General features: G+C 60.8%; 18 protein-coding genes. 11 read left to right on the plus strand and 7 right to left on the minus strand.

Annotated features, from left to right (window positions below; genetic code table 11):
- The first annotated feature begins 6 nt into the window (after positions 1-6).
- The 3 genes from YP76_RS23350 to YP76_RS23360 are packed head-to-tail and all read left to right on the plus strand — an operon-like array spanning position 7 to position 1,824.
- The gene (locus tag YP76_RS23350; protein ID WP_008828091.1) at positions 7-1,074 is read left to right on the plus strand and encodes a tartrate dehydrogenase; all 1,068 of its coding nucleotides are present in this window, start codon (positions 7-9) and stop codon (positions 1,072-1,074) included.
- 44 nt (positions 1,075-1,118) lie between these two features.
- Positions 1,119-1,403, plus strand: a complete 285-nt coding sequence (locus YP76_RS23355; protein WP_008828092.1) for a DUF1330 domain-containing protein — start codon at positions 1,119-1,121, stop codon at positions 1,401-1,403.
- 10 nt (positions 1,404-1,413) lie between these two features.
- Positions 1,414-1,824 carry a BphX family protein gene (locus tag YP76_RS23360; RefSeq protein ID WP_008828093.1) on the plus strand — a complete coding sequence of 137 codons (411 nt, stop codon included), beginning with the start codon at positions 1,414-1,416 and terminating at the stop codon, positions 1,822-1,824.
- On the opposite strand, the gene YP76_RS23365 is transcribed toward YP76_RS23360, so the two are convergent.
- From YP76_RS23365 to YP76_RS23380, 4 genes are all read right to left on the minus strand, one after another.
- Positions 1,825-2,757 carry a 2-dehydropantoate 2-reductase gene (locus tag YP76_RS23365; protein ID WP_008828094.1) on the minus strand — a complete coding sequence of 311 codons (933 nt, stop codon included), beginning with the start codon at positions 2,755-2,757 and terminating at the stop codon, positions 1,825-1,827.
- Between the two features lie 4 nt (positions 2,758-2,761).
- On the minus strand, positions 2,762-4,081 hold the full coding sequence (locus YP76_RS23370) for an LLM class flavin-dependent oxidoreductase (protein ID WP_008828095.1): 1,320 nt from the start codon (positions 4,079-4,081) through the stop codon (positions 2,762-2,764).
- A 62-nt stretch (positions 4,082-4,143) separates the two neighbouring features.
- Complete coding sequence (locus YP76_RS23375; RefSeq protein ID WP_008828096.1) at positions 4,144-5,073, minus strand: fatty acid desaturase; 930 nt, start codon at positions 5,071-5,073, stop codon at positions 4,144-4,146.
- Between the two features lie 237 nt (positions 5,074-5,310).
- Positions 5,311-6,147 carry an IS5 family transposase gene (locus YP76_RS23380; RefSeq protein WP_046764611.1) on the minus strand — a complete coding sequence of 279 codons (837 nt, stop codon included), beginning with the start codon at positions 6,145-6,147 and terminating at the stop codon, positions 5,311-5,313.
- Positions 6,148-6,307: 160 nt separating this feature from the next.
- Between YP76_RS23380 and YP76_RS23385 the strand changes: the two genes are divergently transcribed.
- Positions 6,308-7,075 (plus strand): IclR family transcriptional regulator, encoded by a 768-nt coding sequence (locus YP76_RS23385; RefSeq protein ID WP_232307699.1) that lies wholly within the window; start codon positions 6,308-6,310, stop codon positions 7,073-7,075.
- Positions 7,076-7,175: 100 nt separating this feature from the next.
- Entirely contained in the window at positions 7,176-8,408 is a 1,233-nt protein-coding gene (locus YP76_RS23390) for a multidrug effflux MFS transporter (protein ID WP_024018974.1), read from the plus strand.
- A gap of 9 nt (positions 8,409-8,417) precedes the next feature.
- On the opposite strand, the gene YP76_RS23395 is transcribed toward YP76_RS23390, so the two are convergent.
- The 3 genes from YP76_RS23395 to hpaH are packed head-to-tail and all read right to left on the minus strand — an operon-like array spanning position 8,418 to position 11,202.
- A complete protein-coding gene (locus YP76_RS23395) occupies positions 8,418-9,584 on the minus strand; it encodes a CaiB/BaiF CoA transferase family protein (protein ID WP_024018973.1) in 1,167 nt (388 codons plus the stop codon).
- Positions 9,585-9,588: 4 nt separating this feature from the next.
- On the minus strand, positions 9,589-10,377 hold the full coding sequence (locus tag YP76_RS23400; protein ID WP_008828100.1) for an HpcH/HpaI aldolase family protein: 789 nt from the start codon (positions 10,375-10,377) through the stop codon (positions 9,589-9,591).
- Positions 10,378-10,386: 9 nt separating this feature from the next.
- Positions 10,387-11,202, minus strand: coding sequence for a 2-oxo-hept-4-ene-1,7-dioate hydratase (gene hpaH, locus YP76_RS23405; RefSeq protein ID WP_008828101.1), 816 nt, complete (start codon positions 11,200-11,202; stop codon positions 10,387-10,389).
- A 139-nt stretch (positions 11,203-11,341) separates the two neighbouring features.
- Here hpaH and YP76_RS23410 point away from each other — a divergent pair, with 139 nt between their 5' ends.
- From YP76_RS23410 to YP76_RS23435, 6 genes are all read left to right on the plus strand, one after another.
- Positions 11,342-12,202: an alpha/beta fold hydrolase gene (locus YP76_RS23410; RefSeq protein WP_008828102.1), complete on the plus strand. Its 861-nt coding sequence runs from the start codon at positions 11,342-11,344 to the stop codon at positions 12,200-12,202.
- Positions 12,203-12,297: 95 nt separating this feature from the next.
- Positions 12,298-12,825: a TIGR02444 family protein gene (locus YP76_RS23415; protein ID WP_229710705.1), complete on the plus strand. Its 528-nt coding sequence runs from the start codon at positions 12,298-12,300 to the stop codon at positions 12,823-12,825.
- Positions 12,826-12,868: 43 nt separating this feature from the next.
- The gene (locus YP76_RS23420) at positions 12,869-13,786 is read left to right on the plus strand and encodes an SDR family NAD(P)-dependent oxidoreductase (RefSeq protein ID WP_024018971.1); all 918 of its coding nucleotides are present in this window, start codon (positions 12,869-12,871) and stop codon (positions 13,784-13,786) included.
- Between the two features lie 10 nt (positions 13,787-13,796).
- Positions 13,797-14,966 carry an acyl-CoA dehydrogenase family protein gene (locus YP76_RS23425; protein WP_008828105.1) on the plus strand — a complete coding sequence of 390 codons (1,170 nt, stop codon included), beginning with the start codon at positions 13,797-13,799 and terminating at the stop codon, positions 14,964-14,966.
- A 108-nt stretch (positions 14,967-15,074) separates the two neighbouring features.
- Complete coding sequence (locus YP76_RS23430; protein ID WP_008828106.1) at positions 15,075-16,289, plus strand: CoA transferase; 1,215 nt, start codon at positions 15,075-15,077, stop codon at positions 16,287-16,289.
- Positions 16,286-17,500, plus strand: a complete 1,215-nt coding sequence (locus YP76_RS23435) for an acetyl-CoA C-acetyltransferase (RefSeq protein ID WP_008828107.1) — start codon at positions 16,286-16,288, stop codon at positions 17,498-17,500. Before YP76_RS23430 ends, YP76_RS23435 begins: the two co-directional genes overlap by 4 nt.

Genomic DNA, 17,500 nt, shown 5'->3' on the forward strand with positions numbered 1-17,500 from the left:
TTGACCATGAGGCGTTATTCCATCGCCAGCATTCCGGGAGATGGAATTGGCCGCGAAGTGGTGCCTGCCGCAATCGCGGTGCTGACGGCGGCAGCGGCCAAGTGCGGTTTCGTGCTCGAATTCCGGCACTTCGACTGGAGCTGCCAGACCTACCTCAAAACCGGCAAGATGATGCCCGATGATGGGCTAGACCGGTTGCGCGATCATGATGCGGTGTTCCTCGGCGCGGTCGGCTTTCCCGGGGTACCCGATCATATCTCGCTGTGGGGGCTGCTGTTGCCGATCCGGCGCGAGTTCGAGCAGTACGTCAATCTGCGTCCGGTGCGGCTGCTGCCGGGCATCGCTTCGCCCCTGCGCGACAAGGCTCGCGGCGACATCGATTTCTGGGTGGTGCGCGAAAACTCGGAAGGCGAATATTCCCAGATCGGCGGTCGGACCGGAACTGGCGAGAACGAAATCGTCGTCCAGCAGGCGATCTTCACCCGCCGGGGCACCGACCGCATCTTGCGCTATGCCTTCGACTTCGCTCGGCGGAGCGGGCGCAGGCATGTGACCAGCGCGACGAAGTCCAATGGACTCTATCATTCGATGCCGTTCTGGGACGAGCGCTTTGCCGCGATCGGCGCCGAATACCCCGATGTTGCCGCCGATCAGTATCATGTCGATATTCTCGCCGCACGCTTTGTGATGTCGCCCGAACGGTTCAATGTGGTGGTTGGTTCGAACCTTTTTGGTGATATCCTTTCCGATCTGGGGCCGGGAATCACTGGCACCATCGCTGTGGCTCCTTCTGCTAACCTCAACCCCGAACGGCGGTTCCCTTCGATGTTCGAGCCGGTCCACGGGTCTGCCCCGGACATCGCCGGGCAGGGCATCGCCAATCCGATCGGCCAGATTTGGTCGGGTGCAATGATGCTGGAGCATCTCGGCGAAACCGAGCCCGCCGCGCTGGTGATGCGCGCACTCGAAACGGCGCTCATTGCGCCCGATATCGCGAGGACCCCCGATCTTGGCGGAAACGGGACAACTGCGGGATTTGCGCAAGCTGTTCGCAACACCTTGCTGGGGCTCTAGCGGGAAAGCTGGCGGTCCCGGCGCTGACCAAAGGAAACGGAGTGATGGCTGCCTATTTCATCGGATCGATCAAATCGCACGACGAAACCTGGGTGGCAGGCTATATGGCCGCAGTTCCGGCGCTGGTCGGACGCCACGGCGGGGAAATGGTCTGCCGTTCGCACGAGTTCGTCCGTTATGAGGGCGAGGGAGCCGCACCTGACTATGTCGTGGTGATCCGGTTTCCTTCGATGGAGGCGATCGACGCCTTCATGAACGATCCGGACTATGCGCCGCACAAGGATGCGCGCATCGCCTGCGCCACATCGGATATCTTCGCGATCGCCTGAGGAGGCCGCCATGAAGGTTCTGCGCACTTACCTGATCGCCGTGGGGATCTGGTATCTCTGCAATCTCGTGCTGCTCTGGCCGCCGGTCTATGCGGGGGCCCTGCGGCTGATCTACCCCGGTATTGCGCTGGGGCAGGGGACGCCGTCTTTCGGCCTGCTGCTTGATGCCTGGTTGATCGTTGGCATCCAACTGGCAGCAATCGGCCTCGTGGCGTTGTGGGGCGCGCGCGATCCGTTGCGCTACTGGGCGCTGGTTCCGGTGATCGTGCTGACCGAACTCGTCGGCTCCGCCTGGGACATCTATAGCGTCGTTTGGAGCGGCGAAGCCTTGTGGGTCGGCTTGACGACCTTGGCCGCGCATGCTGTGATCATGGCGGGTGCATGGTTTGCCAGGCGCGCGATGGAGCGGGATATCGTCTGATCAATCAGGTTGAAGCCCGCGGGCGCGCAGCCGCGCGAGGATTTCGTCTGTGGCCGGGCAGGGCAGGTCGGCCTGTCGCGCGAAGCGGGGTATGGCCCCACTGAGGTGGACGAATTCCGACGGTCTGCCCGCTTCGAGATCGCGCTGCAGCGAACTGGTGACGTCGGGTGGAAAGCGGCCGATGAAGTCCAGCTTCTCGTATATGCAATCGGGCGGCAATTCGATGCCCAACGCCGCTGCGATCCGTTCGACCTCGGCCATGGCCTCGCGCAAAAGCGCGCTGGCCTGGGGATGGCCCAGCACCTGACCGACCTTCAGGCCGAACGCCGGGGCCACCGCGCCGATCGTCGCGGCCATCAGGAACTTGTCCCACAACGCTGGGCGCATGTCGCCTGTCAGAGTGGTGGGGACCCCAGCGGCAATAAGGTCGCCCGCAAGGATTGCCGAGGCCTGTCCGGCAGCCGGGTCGGTTGCGCGATCGGCGACCGGGCCGGCCAGCAGCGTGGCGGGGACGCCGGTGTGGCGCACGATCCCGTCTTCCAGCTCGAAGAAGCCGTGCATGCGTGCGCCAAGCACGACAGCGCGGGGCAGGGCGGCCTGGGCGATGCCGGGTGCTTCGACCCCATTCTGCACCGTCAGCAGCGTGAAGCGGCTTCCGCGCAGTGGTTCGAGCAGGGCAAGCGCCGATTCGATCTGAAACGTCTTGGTTGCCAGGATGGCATGATCCGGCGGCGTTGCGGGATCGCATGCTGCGGACACCGGCACACGCACTTGCCGCTCGGCCCCGCCTTCGGACAGCAGCACGCCCGTGTTTCGCAAGGCCTCGAGCCGCGCTCCTCGGGCGATCAGCAGAACTTCATGCCCGGCGTTGTGCAACCGCGTGCTCAGGAAACTGCCGATTGCCCCGGCGCCGATGATGACAAACCGGCTCACCGCATCAGGCGAAGAAGCGGTTGTCCGGGCGCGGCAGGCCTAGATGGTCGCGCAGCGTTTCGCCTTCGTATTCGGTGCGGAACAGGCCGCGCGCCTGCAGTTCGGGCACAACCTTGCCGGCAAAGTCTTCCAGGCCTTCCGGCAGGTAAGGGAACATGGTGGTAAAACCGTCGCAAGCGCCTTGCTCAAGCCAATGCTGCATCTCGTCGGCGATGGTCTTGGCGGTGCCGACAAAAGCCAAACCGCCATAGCTGCCGGCCTTCGCGGCGAGCTGGCGGATCGTCAGGCTCTCAGCTCTGGCCAATTCGATCATGAACCGCCGCGAACTTTTGCTGGCGTTGGATTCGGGGATGTCGGGCAGGGGGCCATCGGGATCGAAGCCCGATACGTCGTGACCCAGCATGCCGGACAGTGAATGGATGCCGCTGTCGTAGTGGACCAGGCTGTCCAGTTTCGCGCGCTTCGCGTGGGCTTCCTCGACGGTGTCTCCAACAACCAGGAATACGGCCGGCATGATCTTGATGTGATCGGGATTGCGTCCTACCGTCGCCGCCCGCCCTTTGACGTCGTCGTAATAGGCTTTGCTGCCTTCCAGCGTCGATTCCGCAGCAAATACGGCTTCGGCGGTTTCGGCAGCGAGCTGGCGGCCCGGGTCCGAGGCACCGGCCTGGAAGATGACCGGCCAGCCTTGAACCGGACGGGCGATGTTAAGCGGCCCGGTGACCGAGAAATGCTCGCCCTTGTGGTTCAGCGCACGCATCCGGGCGGGGTCGAAATAGATGCCCTTTGCTGCGTCCATAACGAAGGCATCGTCGGCGAAACTGTCCCACAGCCCGGTCACAACGTCATGAAACTCGCGGGCGCGGTGATAGCGCGCGGCGTGATCTGGCTGGGTCTCCAGGCCGAAGTTGCGGCTGCTGTCCGGATTCGAAGTGGTCACCACGTTCCAGCCGGTCCGCCCGCCGCTGATGTGATCGAGAGAGGCAAAGCGGCGCGCGACATGGAACGGCTCGTCGTAAGTGGTCGAGGCCGTTGCGACGAGGCCGATTCGCTCAGTCACCCCGGCCAGTGCGGAAAGCAACGTGAATGGCTCGAACGAGGTCACAGTGTGGCTGCGCATCAGCGCCTGGCGTGGCAGGTTGAGCACGCCGAGGTGATCAGCCATGAAGAAATAATCGAACTTGGCAGCTTCAAGGCTGCGGATGAAGCGCTGGATCGCTGCCAGGCTGAAGTTCGCGTCGGGTAAGGCACCTGGATACCGCCAGGCTCCGGTGTGGATGCTGACCGGGCGCATGAACGCGCCAAGGTGAAGTTGCTTGGCCATCAGTGCGTTTCCCGGTCTGGAGGTACGGCCGGACCATACCGAACGGTCCGGCCGTTATTTCGTTAGGCAGGCCTTGCCTTGCCTTGCGCCTGGTCGAGTTCCCGGCGAACCGCAAAGTGGTCGTCATAGTTCTCGGGCTTCAGGGCGAAGGCTTTCTGGCGCGGGATGCGGTTGGCGTTGATTTCATCGTACTTGAGGTAATAGGCCTTGTGCATCCGGTAGAACGGGATTTCAGGCCAGAGGTGGTGGATCAGGTGGTAATTCTGATAAACCAGCAGCGGGTTGAGCAACCATTCCCAGCCGAACCGCATGGTTGTCGCCATGTAAGGGTCTTCGTCTTGCGCGATGATCGCGGGATGATGTGGCAGGATGACGAAGACGATGGCGATGATGAACAGCGTGATCCGTGACGGCACGAACCACAGCATGAACAGTTCCCAGCCGAAGCCGAAGTAAATTGCCGCAACGAACAGCAGCGCGAGGAGCGAATAGAAGACAAGCAGTTCGGTGCCATGTTTCTTGCGCACGTTCTGACCATATTTGACGAAATACCAGATGTAGGCACCATCGAAGAAGGTCCAGCGGAATGGAACCTGCCACCAGGGCGATTCATGCTCGAACCGGTCGGGGTCTTTGGGTCCATTGGTATGCGTGTGGTGCTTGTTGTGGACCCAGCGGAGCAGGACCATCGGGGCATAGGGAAAGAGGAAGAACAAGCCGATCGCGCCGATCGATTCGTTGATCCAGCCAACGCTCGACAGCGACTTGTGCGAGGCGTCGTGGATCACGCTGAAAAGCAGATAGGTGACGAGGCCGTTTGAGATCGCACCGACCCAAAGCGGAAGCATAGCGTTCAGCGCCAGGTACCAGGTCGTTGCGATCCCTGCCATGGAAACGACAAACAAGAGAGCTGTCGGCAGGGCGAGAACGGGCGCCTTTCGCAACTCTTCGAAATGCTCTTCGGACGATCTGGGAAACGCGATTGCAGCCATTACCCGACTTCCTTTCCTCTCACTGGTTTTTAAGCGCCTGGTTGGGTTGACGCTCGGCCTCTTTGTCGCAATTGACTCAGATCATCCCCTTGCACGCGTTTGCACCTTACACTATTCGTTGGACAATATGCAACTCCTTTCCCATAATGCAAGGGGCTTTGGGGCCGGGGAGTGGCTGGTGAAGGGGAATACCGATGAACGCACGCAAGGCTAGCCAGCTTAGAGTCGGATTCGAAACTATTTGGCGGTCTGACAAGCCCTTGCGGCACGGCGGATGAATGCTTGCACTGACGCTGCGAAGAGCCAGGCAGTAGCGGAGGCGATGGTCTGCTCAAAGTCTTTGGCCAGTCGGCGATTACGGTTGAGCCAGGCAATGGTGCGTTCAACCACCCATCGACGCGGTAAGACTTCAAAGCCCTTGGCGGCGTCCGATCGCTTGATGATCGCGATTGTCCATTTGCCGAGCGGCTGCAATGCGTCTTTGAGTTTCTGGCCCGCATAGCCGCCGTCGGCGAAGACATGTCGTAGCCAGGGGAAGCGCTTGATGACCCCGCCGAGAACCATTGGCGCGCCGTCTCGGTCCTGGATATCAGCAGTGTGAATGACGGCATGGACCAGATTGCCTTCGGTATCGGTCAGGATATGGCGCTTTCGTCCCTTGATCTTCTTGCCTGCATCATAACCACTGGGACCGCCCGCTTCTGTGGTTTTCACGCTCTGGCTGTCGACCACCCCAGCACTGGGCGAAGCTTCACGACCTTGAGCCTCTCGGACCAGCATAAGCAATCCATGGTTGATTGCCTGCCAGAGCCCATTGTCGCGCCAGAGGTAGAACCACCGCCGCACTGTCGAGACCGGGGGGAAACACGGCGGCAACATCCGCCACGGCAAACCGCCGCGTAGCAAATAGAAAATCGCTTCAACAATCCGGCGCATCTTCCACTTGCGTGGCCGCCCGGTCGGCGCGCGAGGAGGGAGAAGAGGCTCGAACAGCGCCCACTCGGCGTCGGTTAAATCTGTTGGCAAAGACAGCCCGCTTCGCGCATGTAGCGCGCGAGTGGTATCGGTCCACATCGTTGATCCTTGGTAGTTTCGCAAAAACCCCTGAATCAGCGACAGGCCCAGCCGTCAAGCTAACCTGCTGATACCACTCAACTTAGTTTCGGATCGGACACTTACAGCTAAAGGTGATGAAATCGAACATCAGGCTAACGAGCGCTTGCCTCCCGAAGATTTGAGCGCGAATGATTCGCCGCGCAAGGCTATCCAGTCCGTGGAAATTGGTGTTCGCGTCCTCAGGGCCTTGATGGATTGCCCAAGGGATGGCGCACATCTGCGTGAAGTTGCCGAGAAATCGGGTCTGTCACGCAGCCAGGCACACCGTTACCTGCTGGCTTTTGTCAATACAGGCGTGGTCGAGCAGAATGTCCAGAATGGCCGCTATGCACTAGGTGAGTTTTCAGTTCGTATTGGCATGGCCGCGCTGGCGCGGGTGGAGCCGGTACGGATCGCTGGCGATAATCTGGCGAGCGTGCTGGAAGAACTGCAAACGACAGGGTTGCTGGCGGTCTGGGGTAATTACGGGCCATCGGTGATTCGCTGGATCGATGGCGGTCTGCCCCTGTTTACCAGTTTGCACGTCGGCTCTGTTTTGCCATTGCAGGCTTCGTCGACTGGCATCCTGTATTTGACCCATTGTTCACGAACTTTGACCCAGCCCGTCATCGAGCAAGAGCGCGCCAGCGGGCTGGTGGTTTCCGACGACGAACTGGAAAGGCAGATAGTCCAAGCGCGCGAGCTGGGATACGCGACCACACAGGGTACGGTTGTGCCTGGTCTCTCTGCCTTGAGTGTACCTGTGTTTGATTCCGCGAACAGGCTTGTTGCGACGATGAGCGTTCTCTCGCGAGTTCAGGACAAGCATTTTTATTCGAAGACGAAGATCGAAAAGATCCTTTCGGCGGCCATAGCAGCGAGTCGTGCGATCGGCTGGCAAGGATAGCTCCTGCGGCTTTACATCAGAAGTGGACGGGCCTCCATATTGGTGGACCGGCTTCATGGCGGGGGCGCTGCCAGGCCCGACCATCCGGAAGGTATGAACGTTGTCGCTGTCCGATAAAGAGCCAATCGGCAAACGGGAGTTCATCGCCATGATGGCGATGATCCAGGCATTGCAGTCACTTGGGTTTACAACGTTGCTTCCGGCTTTGGGTGCCATGGCAACCGATCTGGGAGCAAGCGGTTCAAACCAGCGGCAATGGGTCATCGGCACCTTCCTGATCTGCTCGGGCCTGTTTTCGCTCGTCCCGGGGACGATCTCCGACCGGCTTGGGAGGAGGCCGGTCCTGCTGGTTTGCATGGTTCTGTTCGCCCTGATCAATCTGCTTTGTGCTTTCGTGGCTGACTTTTCGGTCCTGCTGGCGGCCCGCGCGCTGCTTGGCTGTGCCTCTTCCGCCCTGACCGTCCTTCCTCTGGCGATCGTTCGCGACCGCTATCAGGGCGAAGACATGGCCAAGCTGCAGGCCTTTGTCGCGATGCTGTTTATGGCAGTCCCGACCCTCGCCCCAAGTTTGGGTTATGTGATCTTTACAGCGCTCGGCTGGCGTGCCGTCTTCATCGTCATCGGGGTGCTGTCGATGGGAGTGTCAGCTTGGTATTTCTTCCGCATGGAAGAAACGCTGCCGCTTTCCCGGCGGCAGTCTCATGGTGCGAGTGAATTGTTCGGCAACATCCGCCTCGTTCTGACAAATCGCCGGTCGATCGGTTACGTCATTGGCATGGCCCTGATTTTCGGCGCTCACTTCGGCTTCATCAACAGCTCGCAGCAATTGATCGGCGAACATTTCGGGGCCGGTGGGGCCTATTCGGTAATCTTTGGCTTGATGGCGGGCTCGATGATGCTGGCCAGCATTGCCAATTCCGCTATCGTACACCGTTTCGGCATCCGAGGGATCGGCCATGCCGCCATCCTGTGCCATTTCCTTGTGTCGATCGGCCAGATCTATGTGGCATCCCGACCGGGCGAAACCCTGCTTCAGTTCGTGCTTCTGACATCCGCGAACATGTGCTTGCTGATCACGGTCTTCATCAATTTCACTGCGATTTCCCTGCAGCCATTCGGCAAGGTGGCCGGGGCCGCGGCCTCTGTTCAGACGTTCTTCCGTTTGGTGCTTGGCGCGGGGCTGGGCGCACTGATCGGGCAGGCCTACAATGGTTCCCCGCTGCCTCTGGCCTATTCGTTCTTCGGGGTGGCGAGCGTGACCATCGTGCTTGTACTGTTCAGCGAAGGCTGGCGATTGTTCGGGGGACCTATACCGGTTCAGGCTGCGAACTGACTGCGCCGCCTATTCGTCTCCGACCGACTCGGGACTTCCCGGCGCGGCCAGATCCGAAACCATTCGCACCCCGTCGATCACGATCGGGCTGGCGACGCCTTTGCGCCCTCCGGCCATTGCGGCGAGGCCCCTGGCGATGACCTGTGGATCGGCGAACACTTCGTCGAGTTCGTTGATTGGTCCGGCTGGCACGCCAACCTCTTCAAGCGCGTCGAACAGCGCTTGTCGGTTCCACTGGGCCGTGCGCCCCTCGACCGTTGTGACCAGTTCCGCCCGGTTCGAGAGACGGGCAGGATTTGTGGCGAAGCGTGGGTCTTCATGCAGTGAACACCGCAAAACGCGGCACAAGCTGGCGAACTGGCCGTCGTTGCCGGCCGCAATCACCAAGGGCCCGTCAAGCGTGGGGAAGGCTTGATAGGGTGCCAGATTGGCGTGACCGTTGCCGAACCGGCGCGGCACATTACCCGATGTCATCCAGTTCATCGCCTGATTGGCCATGACAGTCACCTGGGTGTCGAGCAGTGCCATGTCGATGTGGGCGCCGCTGCCGGTGCGGTCCCGGCGGTTGAGCGAAGCGAGGATCGCCACCGTGCTGTACATGCCCGTGAACAGATCGGCCACGGCGATGCCCGCCTTCTGCGGTTCGCCATCGGGTTCGCCGGTCATCGACATCATGCCGCCCATGGCCTGGGCGATGAAATCGTAGCCTGCGCGGTGGGCGTATGGCCCGGTTTGTCCGAACCCTGTGATCGAGCAGGTGATCAGGCGCGGATTCAGTGCGGAAAGCGCGGCATGGTCAAGCCCGTACTTCGACAGCCCGCCGACCTTGTAGTTCTCGATCACGATATCTGCGCCGCTTGCCAGATCGCGAATGATGGCCTGGCCCTCCGCGCTGGCGATGTCGATTGCGAAAGACCGCTTGCCGCGATTGGTCGAATGGAAATAAGCCGCTCCCAAATTGGTGCCATCTTCTGCTGTCACGAACGGCGGCCCCCAATGCCGCGTATCGTCTCCTACGCGGGGCCGTTCGATCTTGATCACTTCGGCGCCAAGGTCCGCCAGCAGCTGTCCGCACCATGGGCCAGCCAGGATGCGGGCTAATTCAAGCACCCGGACGCCATCAAGCGGTTTGACCGGGTCACTGGAACGAGGCGTCTGCCAAGCCGGTTTTGCCATAGCCTCAGTTGCCGCCCTGTGCCGCGATACGCTCACGCCAGACCCGGAGTCCGTCGCCCGCGCCCTTGGCCATCGTGAAGCTGTCGATCCCGTTGGCGATGAAGCGGGCACCGCCATCGAGGAACTGCTGGACGAGGCGTTCGTCGCGCGAAAGGATCCCGGCCGGTTTGCCGGTTGAGACGATCCGCGCCAGTGCTTCGCCGGTCAGCTTGAACAGGGCATCGAAATTGATTGCGCCCAGCAAACCTTCGGTCGCGGCCAGGTCCGCAGGTCCAAGGAACAGCGCGTCGATTCCGTCCACTGCGGCGATCGCCTCAATGTTGTCGACGGCGGTCGCGGTCTCGATCTGGGCGATGATGCAAACCTGCGCATTGGCTTCTGCGACATAGGCAGGATAGCCACCCCAGCGCGCGGCACGGGCGCCGCCGAGGCCGCGTTCGCCTGCAGGCGGATAGCGGGACGCAGTTACGATGGCCTGGGCCTGTTCGGCGGTCTCGACCATCGGAACCATCAGAGTCTGCGCTCCAAGATCGAGAACCTGCTTGATCGCTACCGGATCGTGGCCGGCAATCCGGACGATCGCCGAACACGGCGGCGTCGCCTCGACCGCACGCAGCTGCGCGACGATGCCGGGCAGGGTTTGCGGGCCATGTTCGCCATCGATCAGCAGCCAGTCATAGCCATGGCCCGCGCAGATTTCGGCAATGTCTGGATGGGCCAGGGCCAACCAGAAGCCAAGCTGGACCGGACCTTCGCGCAAGGCCGCCTTGAAGCGGTTGACCGGTGTCTGCATTTTCGCCCCTTAAACGAACCGGAACCCGATTGAACCAAACTCGCCAAAATCGGCGTTGAAGACATCGCCCGGCGCCGCTTCGACCGGGCGCGTGAACGATCCGCCAAGCACGACTTCTCCGGCTTCGAGCCCTTGCCCCCAAGGCGCGAGCCGCCGTACCAGCCAGGCGACGCCGTTGGCGGGGTGGTTAAGCACCCCTGCCGCAAGGCCGGTTTCCTCGATCACCCCGTTGCGGCTGAGCAGGGCGCCGATGCGGCGCAGATCGAGCCCGTCGGGTTTCGCCGGCAGACCGCCGACGATGATTCCGGCATTGGCGGCATTGTCGCTGATCGTATCCAGGACCTTGCGCGCCACTCCGGTTTCGGCATCCTTGGGATGCACCCGGGTGTCTATGATCTCGATTGCCGGAGCCACATAGTCGGTGGCGCTCAGGACGTCGAAAATCGTCGTCTGTGCTCCTTCCAGGCGGCGCCCGAGCACAAAGGCCAGTTCGACCTCGACCTTGGGCGTGATGAACCGGGCGGTCGGCACGTCGCTGCCCTGTTCGAACACCATGTCATCCAGCAAGGTGCCGTAATCGGGTTCGGTGATTCCGGCTGCCTGCTGCATCGCGCGCGAGGTCAGGCCGATCTTGTGACCAAAGACGGCCCGGCCGCGCTCTCGCTTGAGATCGACCCAGGCCTGGTTGATGCGGTAGGCATCCTCGATCTGCATGCCTGGATAGCGCACGGAGAACGGCCGGATCCGTTCGCGGGTCTGCTCGGCATGGTCGAGTTCCTGCGCCAATTGCGCGACCAGTCGATCGTCGAATGTCTCGCCTGTCATGTGTCCTGCTCCCAATGCGCAACACTTGGGAAAACTCATTGCACAATGTCAAACGATATCTTAGGCTCCGGCAAAATTGACTGTGAACTCCGGCAAGGAGTCGCGCGAATATATCGTCAGGATCACATGGGAGAATGTCATGGCTGCTGAAGGGGTTATCAGGGAAGAAAAGATCACGGGCCGCGGCTTGACCTCGCACACCCTCTTGGCGGGCGATCCGTCCAAGCCGGCAATTCTGCTGCTTCACGGTGCGGGTCCGGGCGCACATGCCGCATCCAACTGGTATCACCTGATGCCGGACCTCGCCGAAAACTTCTTCGTGATCGCGCCCGACCTGATCGGTTTCGGCCAGTCGGTGATTCCCGATCCGTGGCCTGACAGCGTGATGGGCTGGATCGGCACCCGGGTCGACCAGTGCTTTGGCCTGCTTGAGGCGCTCGGTGTGAAGAAGGCCCACGTTGTAGGCAATTCGATGGGCGGCGCGCTGACCCTGCAAATGATGAGCGAGGAGCCCGACACAATCGACAAGGTGGTGCTGATGGGTTCGATCGGAGCCCCCGGCCCGCGCACCCCGGAACTGATCCGCCTGCTCTCGTTCTATTCCGACCCACGATATGCCCGCTATCGCCAGGTGATGCACAGCTTCGCCTACGATGCCGAGAAGTTCGAAGGCATGGAGGAAATCGTCGAGAACCGTTACAAGATCGCCACCGATCCGGGAATCATGAAGACCGCGGTCAAGATGATCGATTCGATGAAGAACGGCATTGAGACGCTCAACATGCCGCCCGAACTGCTGGGCAAAATGCCGCACGAAGTGCTGATCTTCCATGGCCGTCAGGACCGGGTGGTGCCGCTCGACACCAGCCTATACCTGATCCAGCATCTCAAGCATGCCGAACTGTACGTTCTCGACCGTTCGGGCCACTGGTCGCAGCTGGAACGGTGGGATGTCATGCGTCCGATGATGGAAATCCATTTCGGCGCCCGCACGTTCTAGGCGGTTGGCCTCGTTGCATGTCTGGTCAGCATTTTCACCAAGGTCCGCGATTGGGTACTTCGGCACGGTCGGACCAAGGCCCGGCCGTGCCGCCAGTGGGTGATGAAGCTTCAATTCAGGTGGAGCAGCACGCGGCGGCGTTATGGGACTATTCCTTACACATTTATGCCAAGCCGGGCGTGGCAGCTTCCTGCCTTGCCTTGCAGGATCAGCATGGGTGTGACGTCAACACGGTGTTGCTTTGCCTTTGGTTGGCAGGGGCGCGTTGCACCATTCTCGCTGTTTCGGACATCGAGGCCGCGCAGCACTCGGCAGCAACTGCGAATGAACGCTTCGTGCAACCGGTCCGTTCGGTGCGGCGCTGGATGAAGCAGTGGTGCCAATGTACGCCTGAGTCGGAAATTAACGCCGCAGCCTATGCGGCGCTGAAGACGGCAGAGTTGCATGGTGAACGTCTGGTCCAGTCCCAAATGCTCGCTGGGCTGGACCTGGACCAGTTGACCCGTGCCGAGTCGTCCGAAGCAGCAGTCCAGGCAAGCTTTGCCAACTATTGTACCTTGGCGAGCACATCTGGCGGAGTGGCAGAGGAACTGGGTGAGCTTGTTGCCAGAGCCTGGCATTGAGCCAGTCCTGCCTGTCGGGCTAATTGCATTTGAGGAACGGGATATGGATCGGTGCCTGGATGGATCAGTTGTCGCGATCACTGGTGCCGGGCGCGGAATAGGTCGCCAACTGGCGTTGTATTGCGCCGCGCAGGGGGCGGCAATTATCGTCAACGATCCTGGCGTGGCGCAGGCGGGCAACGGCGGCGATACCGCATTCGCTCAGAACACCGCTAACGACATCATCGGTGCCGGGGGCAAAGCGGCGGCCAACTTCGGTAATGTTGCAGATCCGGCGGAGGCGCAGAGCATTATCGAGGATGCGGTACGGAAATTTGGCCGAATCGATGCGGTCGTGAACAATGCAGGCATCTTGCGAGACAGCATCTGGCACAAGATGAGTCACGCGGACTGGACCAGCGTCATCGCGGTCAATCTTACTGGTGTCTTCAACGTTTCCAAGGCCGCCACGCCCTATTTTCGTGAACAGAAGGCGGGCAGTTTCGTTCATTTCACTTCGACGAGCGGTCTGATCGGCAACATCGGGCAGGCGAACTATTCGGCGGCAAAGTTGGCCGTCGTCGCGCTTTCGCAGTCTATCGCGCTCGACATGGCGCGAGTTGGCGTCCGCTCGAACTGCATCGCGCCTTTTGCGTGGAGCCGCATGACCTCGTCAATTCCCGCGACAACGCCTGCCGAACACGAACGTGTCCAACGGTTGCAATCCATGTCGGCAGACAAGATCGCGCCGTTGGTTGCCTATCTGGCATCCGACCTATCCAAGGACGTGACCAACCAGATTTTCGCGGTTCGCAAGAATGAAATCGCCCTGTTTTGCAAGCCCCGGCCGATCCGGTCGATGACCAAGGTCGAAGGCTGGACGCCGGAGGCAATTGCCCACGAGCTTGTACCTTCGTTTCGCAGCAGCTTCGCGCGCGCCGATGAAGTCTCGGCGCATGTCTTTCCTTATGATCCAATCTGACAGGTAACCGATGAGCAACGCCGGCATGGATGCAGAAGTCTTCGAACAATTCTTGATACAGCTTGAACGCTTCGTGCGCGACCGGCTCATTCCTGTCGAGCGCAAAATTATTGAAACCGACCTCATCCCCGAAAACGTCCTCGAAGCGATGCGCGACATGGGTCTGTTTGGATTGACCATACCGGAAGAGCATGGCGGCGCCGGCATGAACATCAGCCAGTATATCCGCACCATGCACACGCTAAGTTATGCGATGCCGGCATTCCGCTCGATCATCTCGATCAATGTCGGCATGTTCGCCTCAGCCCTCAAGAATGGTGGAACAGAAGCGCAGAAGGCTGCATGGCTGCCGCGCATTGCCGCGGGTGAAATCGCCGCTTTCGGCCTGACCGAACCGGGTTCGGGATCAGATGCGGCGGGTCTGCAGACGACTGCGGTGCCGACCGGCGACGGCTGGCTTCTCAATGGCACCAAGCGATATATTACCAACTCGCCCTTTGCGAAGGTTGGACTGATCATGGCGCGGACGGCCATGGAAAATCTGCCCAAAAACGCCCATATATCGGCATTCATCGTCCCGCTTGACATACCCGGCGTGACGATCTGCAAGTCGGACAGGAAGATGGGCCAGTCGGGTAGCCATATCGCCGATATCGGGCTGGAAGATGTCCACGTTGGCAGCGAGGCTCTGCTCGGCGGCGAACTTGGCAAGGGCTTCGCATTCGCGATGATGAGCCTCGACAACGGCAGGATGTCGGTGGGCGCCGCAGCGACCGCTTATGCCCGCCGGGCGCTGGATAGCGCCATCCGATACGCGACCGAGCGCAAGGCATTCGGCGAGCCGATTGCCAACTTCCAGTTGATCCAGCAGATGCTCGCCCAGAGCGAGATCGAAATCTATGCCGCCGAATGCATGATGGACGATGTCACTCGGCGCGCCGACGCAGGCGAGAACATCTTGCGCAAAGCAGCGGCGTTCAAGGTTTTCGCGACAGAAATGTGCGGCCGCGTGGTGGATGCCTGCGTCCAGATCCACGGCGGTGCCGGCTATCTTGCCGAATACGATGCCGAACGTTTCTTCCGCGATGCGCGCATATATCGGATTTATGAAGGCACGACCCAGATCCTGCAACTCCAGATCGCTAAGCACATGCTGCGTGAATTTGCGGCGGCGAATTGACCTTCGTGGGTTGCACTTCATCCGCAGGCTGCACCATGGGCGGCCAGGGGGTTCATTCCGCCCCGCCCTGGCGCATGGCCAATTCGCCTGCGGGCCGGATCAAACGCCATGTATAATTTTCTCGATGGCCTATCGATCATTGAGGCATCGTCATTCGTCGCCTCTCCCACGGCGGGCCTTTATTGCGCGCAATTTGGCGCACAGGTGATACGCGTCGACCAGATTGGCGGCGGCCCCGATTACCGGCGCTGGCCTGTGACGGCGGCGAATGATTCGCTCTATTGGGAGAATCTCAATCGTGCAAAAAAGTCAGTCGCGGTTGATCTTCGCAGGCCTGAGGGGCGTGAAATAGTGCAGGAACTCGTGAGGGCAACCGGCCAGTTCATCACCAATTTTCCGGTGGATGGTTTCCTGTCCCATGCCCTCCTCGCGCAGGGGTGTCCGGATCTTGTCACCTTGCGGATAATGGGATGGGCCGATGGCTCGCCCGCGCTCGATTACACCATAAACAATGCCGTGGGATACCCTATGCTGACTGGAACGGGCCCCGATCCGGTCAATCATGTCCTGCCCGCATGGGATCTCATTTCCGGCGCATACGGAGCATTCGCCATGCTTGCCGCGATGCAGTGGCGAAGCACCAGTGGCGAAGGATGCGAGATCCGGCTGCCGTTGTCAGACGTGGCGATTGGCACGGTCGCCAACCTCGGTGGACTTGCAGAAATGCTCTATACGGGCCGGGATCGTCCGCGCCTTGGCAATGCAGTTTATGGTTTGTTCGGTCGCGACTTCACCACGCGCGACGGGGTGCGGACAATGATTGTCGTTGCCACGCATCGCCAGTGGGCCCATTTGCTGGGGGCGCTGGGCCTTTCCGAAGATGTTGCGGCCATCGAACAAGAGCGCGGTGTTTCTTTCGAACAGGATGACGGCCTCCGATATACCTTGCGTGACATGCTCTATCCCTTGTTTGAACGGGCGATCCGGTCGCGTGATTACGCCGATCTGTCTACTGCCTTCGATGCGGGGGGAATCGTCTTTTCGCCCTATCGCAGGATGCTTGATGCGGTTCACGATCCAGCGCTGGTAGCGAACAATCCGATTTTCGGGATGGTGCCAAATCCCAGCGGCTTCGACTATCCCGCCGCGGGCACATTCGCCACCGTTCCCCAAATGCACCGTCGGGATCCTTGTCCCGCGCCGTGCAATGGCCAGCATACCGAAGAAGTCCTGGCGGATCTGCTCTCGCTGCCTGCCGCCGAAATCGCCCGCCTGATCGACGCAGGTATTGTGGGCAACATGGCGAGTGGAGACCCGAAATGACCCTTCGTCGCGCAGCCATTGTCATGCCGATCCGCACTGCGGTGGGCAAGTTTGGCGGCTCTCTTTCGCCGATGACTGCAGGCGAGCTTGGCGCAGTCATCCTCAAGGCCCTGATCGAGCGCACGAAGATCGATCCCGCCCGGGTCGACGATGTCGTGTTCAGTCAGGGATATGGCAACGGCGAGGCGCCGGCCATCGGCCACTGGTCATGGCTGGCTGCCGACCTGCCGCTTGAAGTCCCCGGCTATCAGCTCGACCGGCGCTGCGGTTCGGGGCTACAGGCGATCGTCAACGCCGCGATGATGGTGCAGACGGGGATGTCCGACGTTGTTGTCGCCGGCGGGGTCGAATCAATGTCCAACGTCGAACATTATTCAACCGACCTTCGCGGGGGCAAACGTTCCGGCAGTATCACCCTTCACGACAGGTTGACGCGCGGACGCCTTATGTCTCAGCCGACGGAGCGTTTTGGTGTTATCTCCGGCATGATCGAAACGGCCGAAAATCTTGCCAGGGATTATGACATCAGCCGGGAACAGGCAGATGCCTATGCCGTGCGCAGCCACCAGCGGGCCGCGGCCGCCTGGGCGAATGGAATGTTCGACGACGAAATCGTGCCGGTTGTGGTGCCGCAAAGAAAGGGCGCGCCTGCCATCTTCGCACACGATGAAGGTTATCGCGGCGACGCGACGATGGCTTCGCTCGGCGCGCTGAAGGCGATTGAGGGCGGCGTCGTAACCGCTGGCAACGCCAGTCAGCAGAACGACGCCGCTGCCGCTTGCCTTGTGGTGGCCGAAGACAAACTCGACGAACTGGGGGTGGAACCGATCGCCTTTTATCATAGCTCGGCCGCGGCGGGCTGTGATCCCAGTCGTATGGGAATTGGTCCCGTTCCTGCAGTGCAACGCTTGTTCGCCCGCAGCGGCCTTGGCTGGGGCGATATTGATCTGGTTGAGCTGAACGAAGCCTTCGCACCGCAAGTCCTGGCGGTTCTGAAAGGATGGGGCTGGTCGGATGACGACGGCCGGAACGAAATCCTCAATGTCAATGGTTCGGGTATATCGCTTGGCCACCCGATCGGTGCAACCGGTGGTCGTATTCTTGCCAACCTTACCCGCGAACTTGTGCGCACGAAAGGCCGCTACGGTCTTGAGACGATGTGCATCGGCGGCGGACAAGGCATCGCCGCAATCTTCGAGCGCGCGGCCTGA

It is taken from the genome of Sphingobium chungbukense (assembly GCF_001005725.1).
In the GTDB taxonomy this organism is placed as follows: Bacteria; Pseudomonadota; Alphaproteobacteria; order Sphingomonadales; family Sphingomonadaceae; genus Sphingobium; species Sphingobium chungbukense.

Excerpts from the sequence above, each read along its gene's own strand:
- YP76_RS23370 (WP_008828095.1), bottom strand. The coding sequence starts at position 4,081 with ATGGCCAAGCAACTTCACCTTGGCGCGTTCATGCGCCCGGTCAGCATC.
- YP76_RS23425 (WP_008828105.1), top strand. The coding sequence starts at position 13,797 with ATGAGCAACGCCGGCATGGATGCAGAAGTCTTCGAACAATTCTTGATA.
- YP76_RS23350 (WP_008828091.1), top strand. The coding sequence starts at position 7 with ATGAGGCGTTATTCCATCGCCAGCATTCCGGGAGATGGAATTGGCCGC.
- YP76_RS23400 (WP_008828100.1), bottom strand. The coding sequence starts at position 10,377 with ATGCAGACACCGGTCAACCGCTTCAAGGCGGCCTTGCGCGAAGGTCCG.
- YP76_RS23380 (WP_046764611.1), bottom strand. The coding sequence starts at position 6,147 with ATGTGGACCGATACCACTCGCGCGCTACATGCGCGAAGCGGGCTGTCT.
- YP76_RS23435 (WP_008828107.1), top strand. The coding sequence starts at position 16,286 with ATGACCCTTCGTCGCGCAGCCATTGTCATGCCGATCCGCACTGCGGTG.
- YP76_RS23420 (WP_024018971.1), top strand. The coding sequence starts at position 12,869 with ATGGATCGGTGCCTGGATGGATCAGTTGTCGCGATCACTGGTGCCGGG.
- YP76_RS23355 (WP_008828092.1), top strand. The coding sequence starts at position 1,119 with ATGGCTGCCTATTTCATCGGATCGATCAAATCGCACGACGAAACCTGG.
- YP76_RS23430 (WP_008828106.1), top strand. The coding sequence starts at position 15,075 with ATGTATAATTTTCTCGATGGCCTATCGATCATTGAGGCATCGTCATTC.
- YP76_RS23360 (WP_008828093.1), top strand. The coding sequence starts at position 1,414 with ATGAAGGTTCTGCGCACTTACCTGATCGCCGTGGGGATCTGGTATCTC.
- hpaH (WP_008828101.1), bottom strand. The coding sequence starts at position 11,202 with ATGACAGGCGAGACATTCGACGATCGACTGGTCGCGCAATTGGCGCAG.
- YP76_RS23375 (WP_008828096.1), bottom strand. The coding sequence starts at position 5,073 with ATGGCTGCAATCGCGTTTCCCAGATCGTCCGAAGAGCATTTCGAAGAG.
- YP76_RS23395 (WP_024018973.1), bottom strand. The coding sequence starts at position 9,584 with ATGGCAAAACCGGCTTGGCAGACGCCTCGTTCCAGTGACCCGGTCAAA.
- YP76_RS23410 (WP_008828102.1), top strand. The coding sequence starts at position 11,342 with ATGGCTGCTGAAGGGGTTATCAGGGAAGAAAAGATCACGGGCCGCGGC.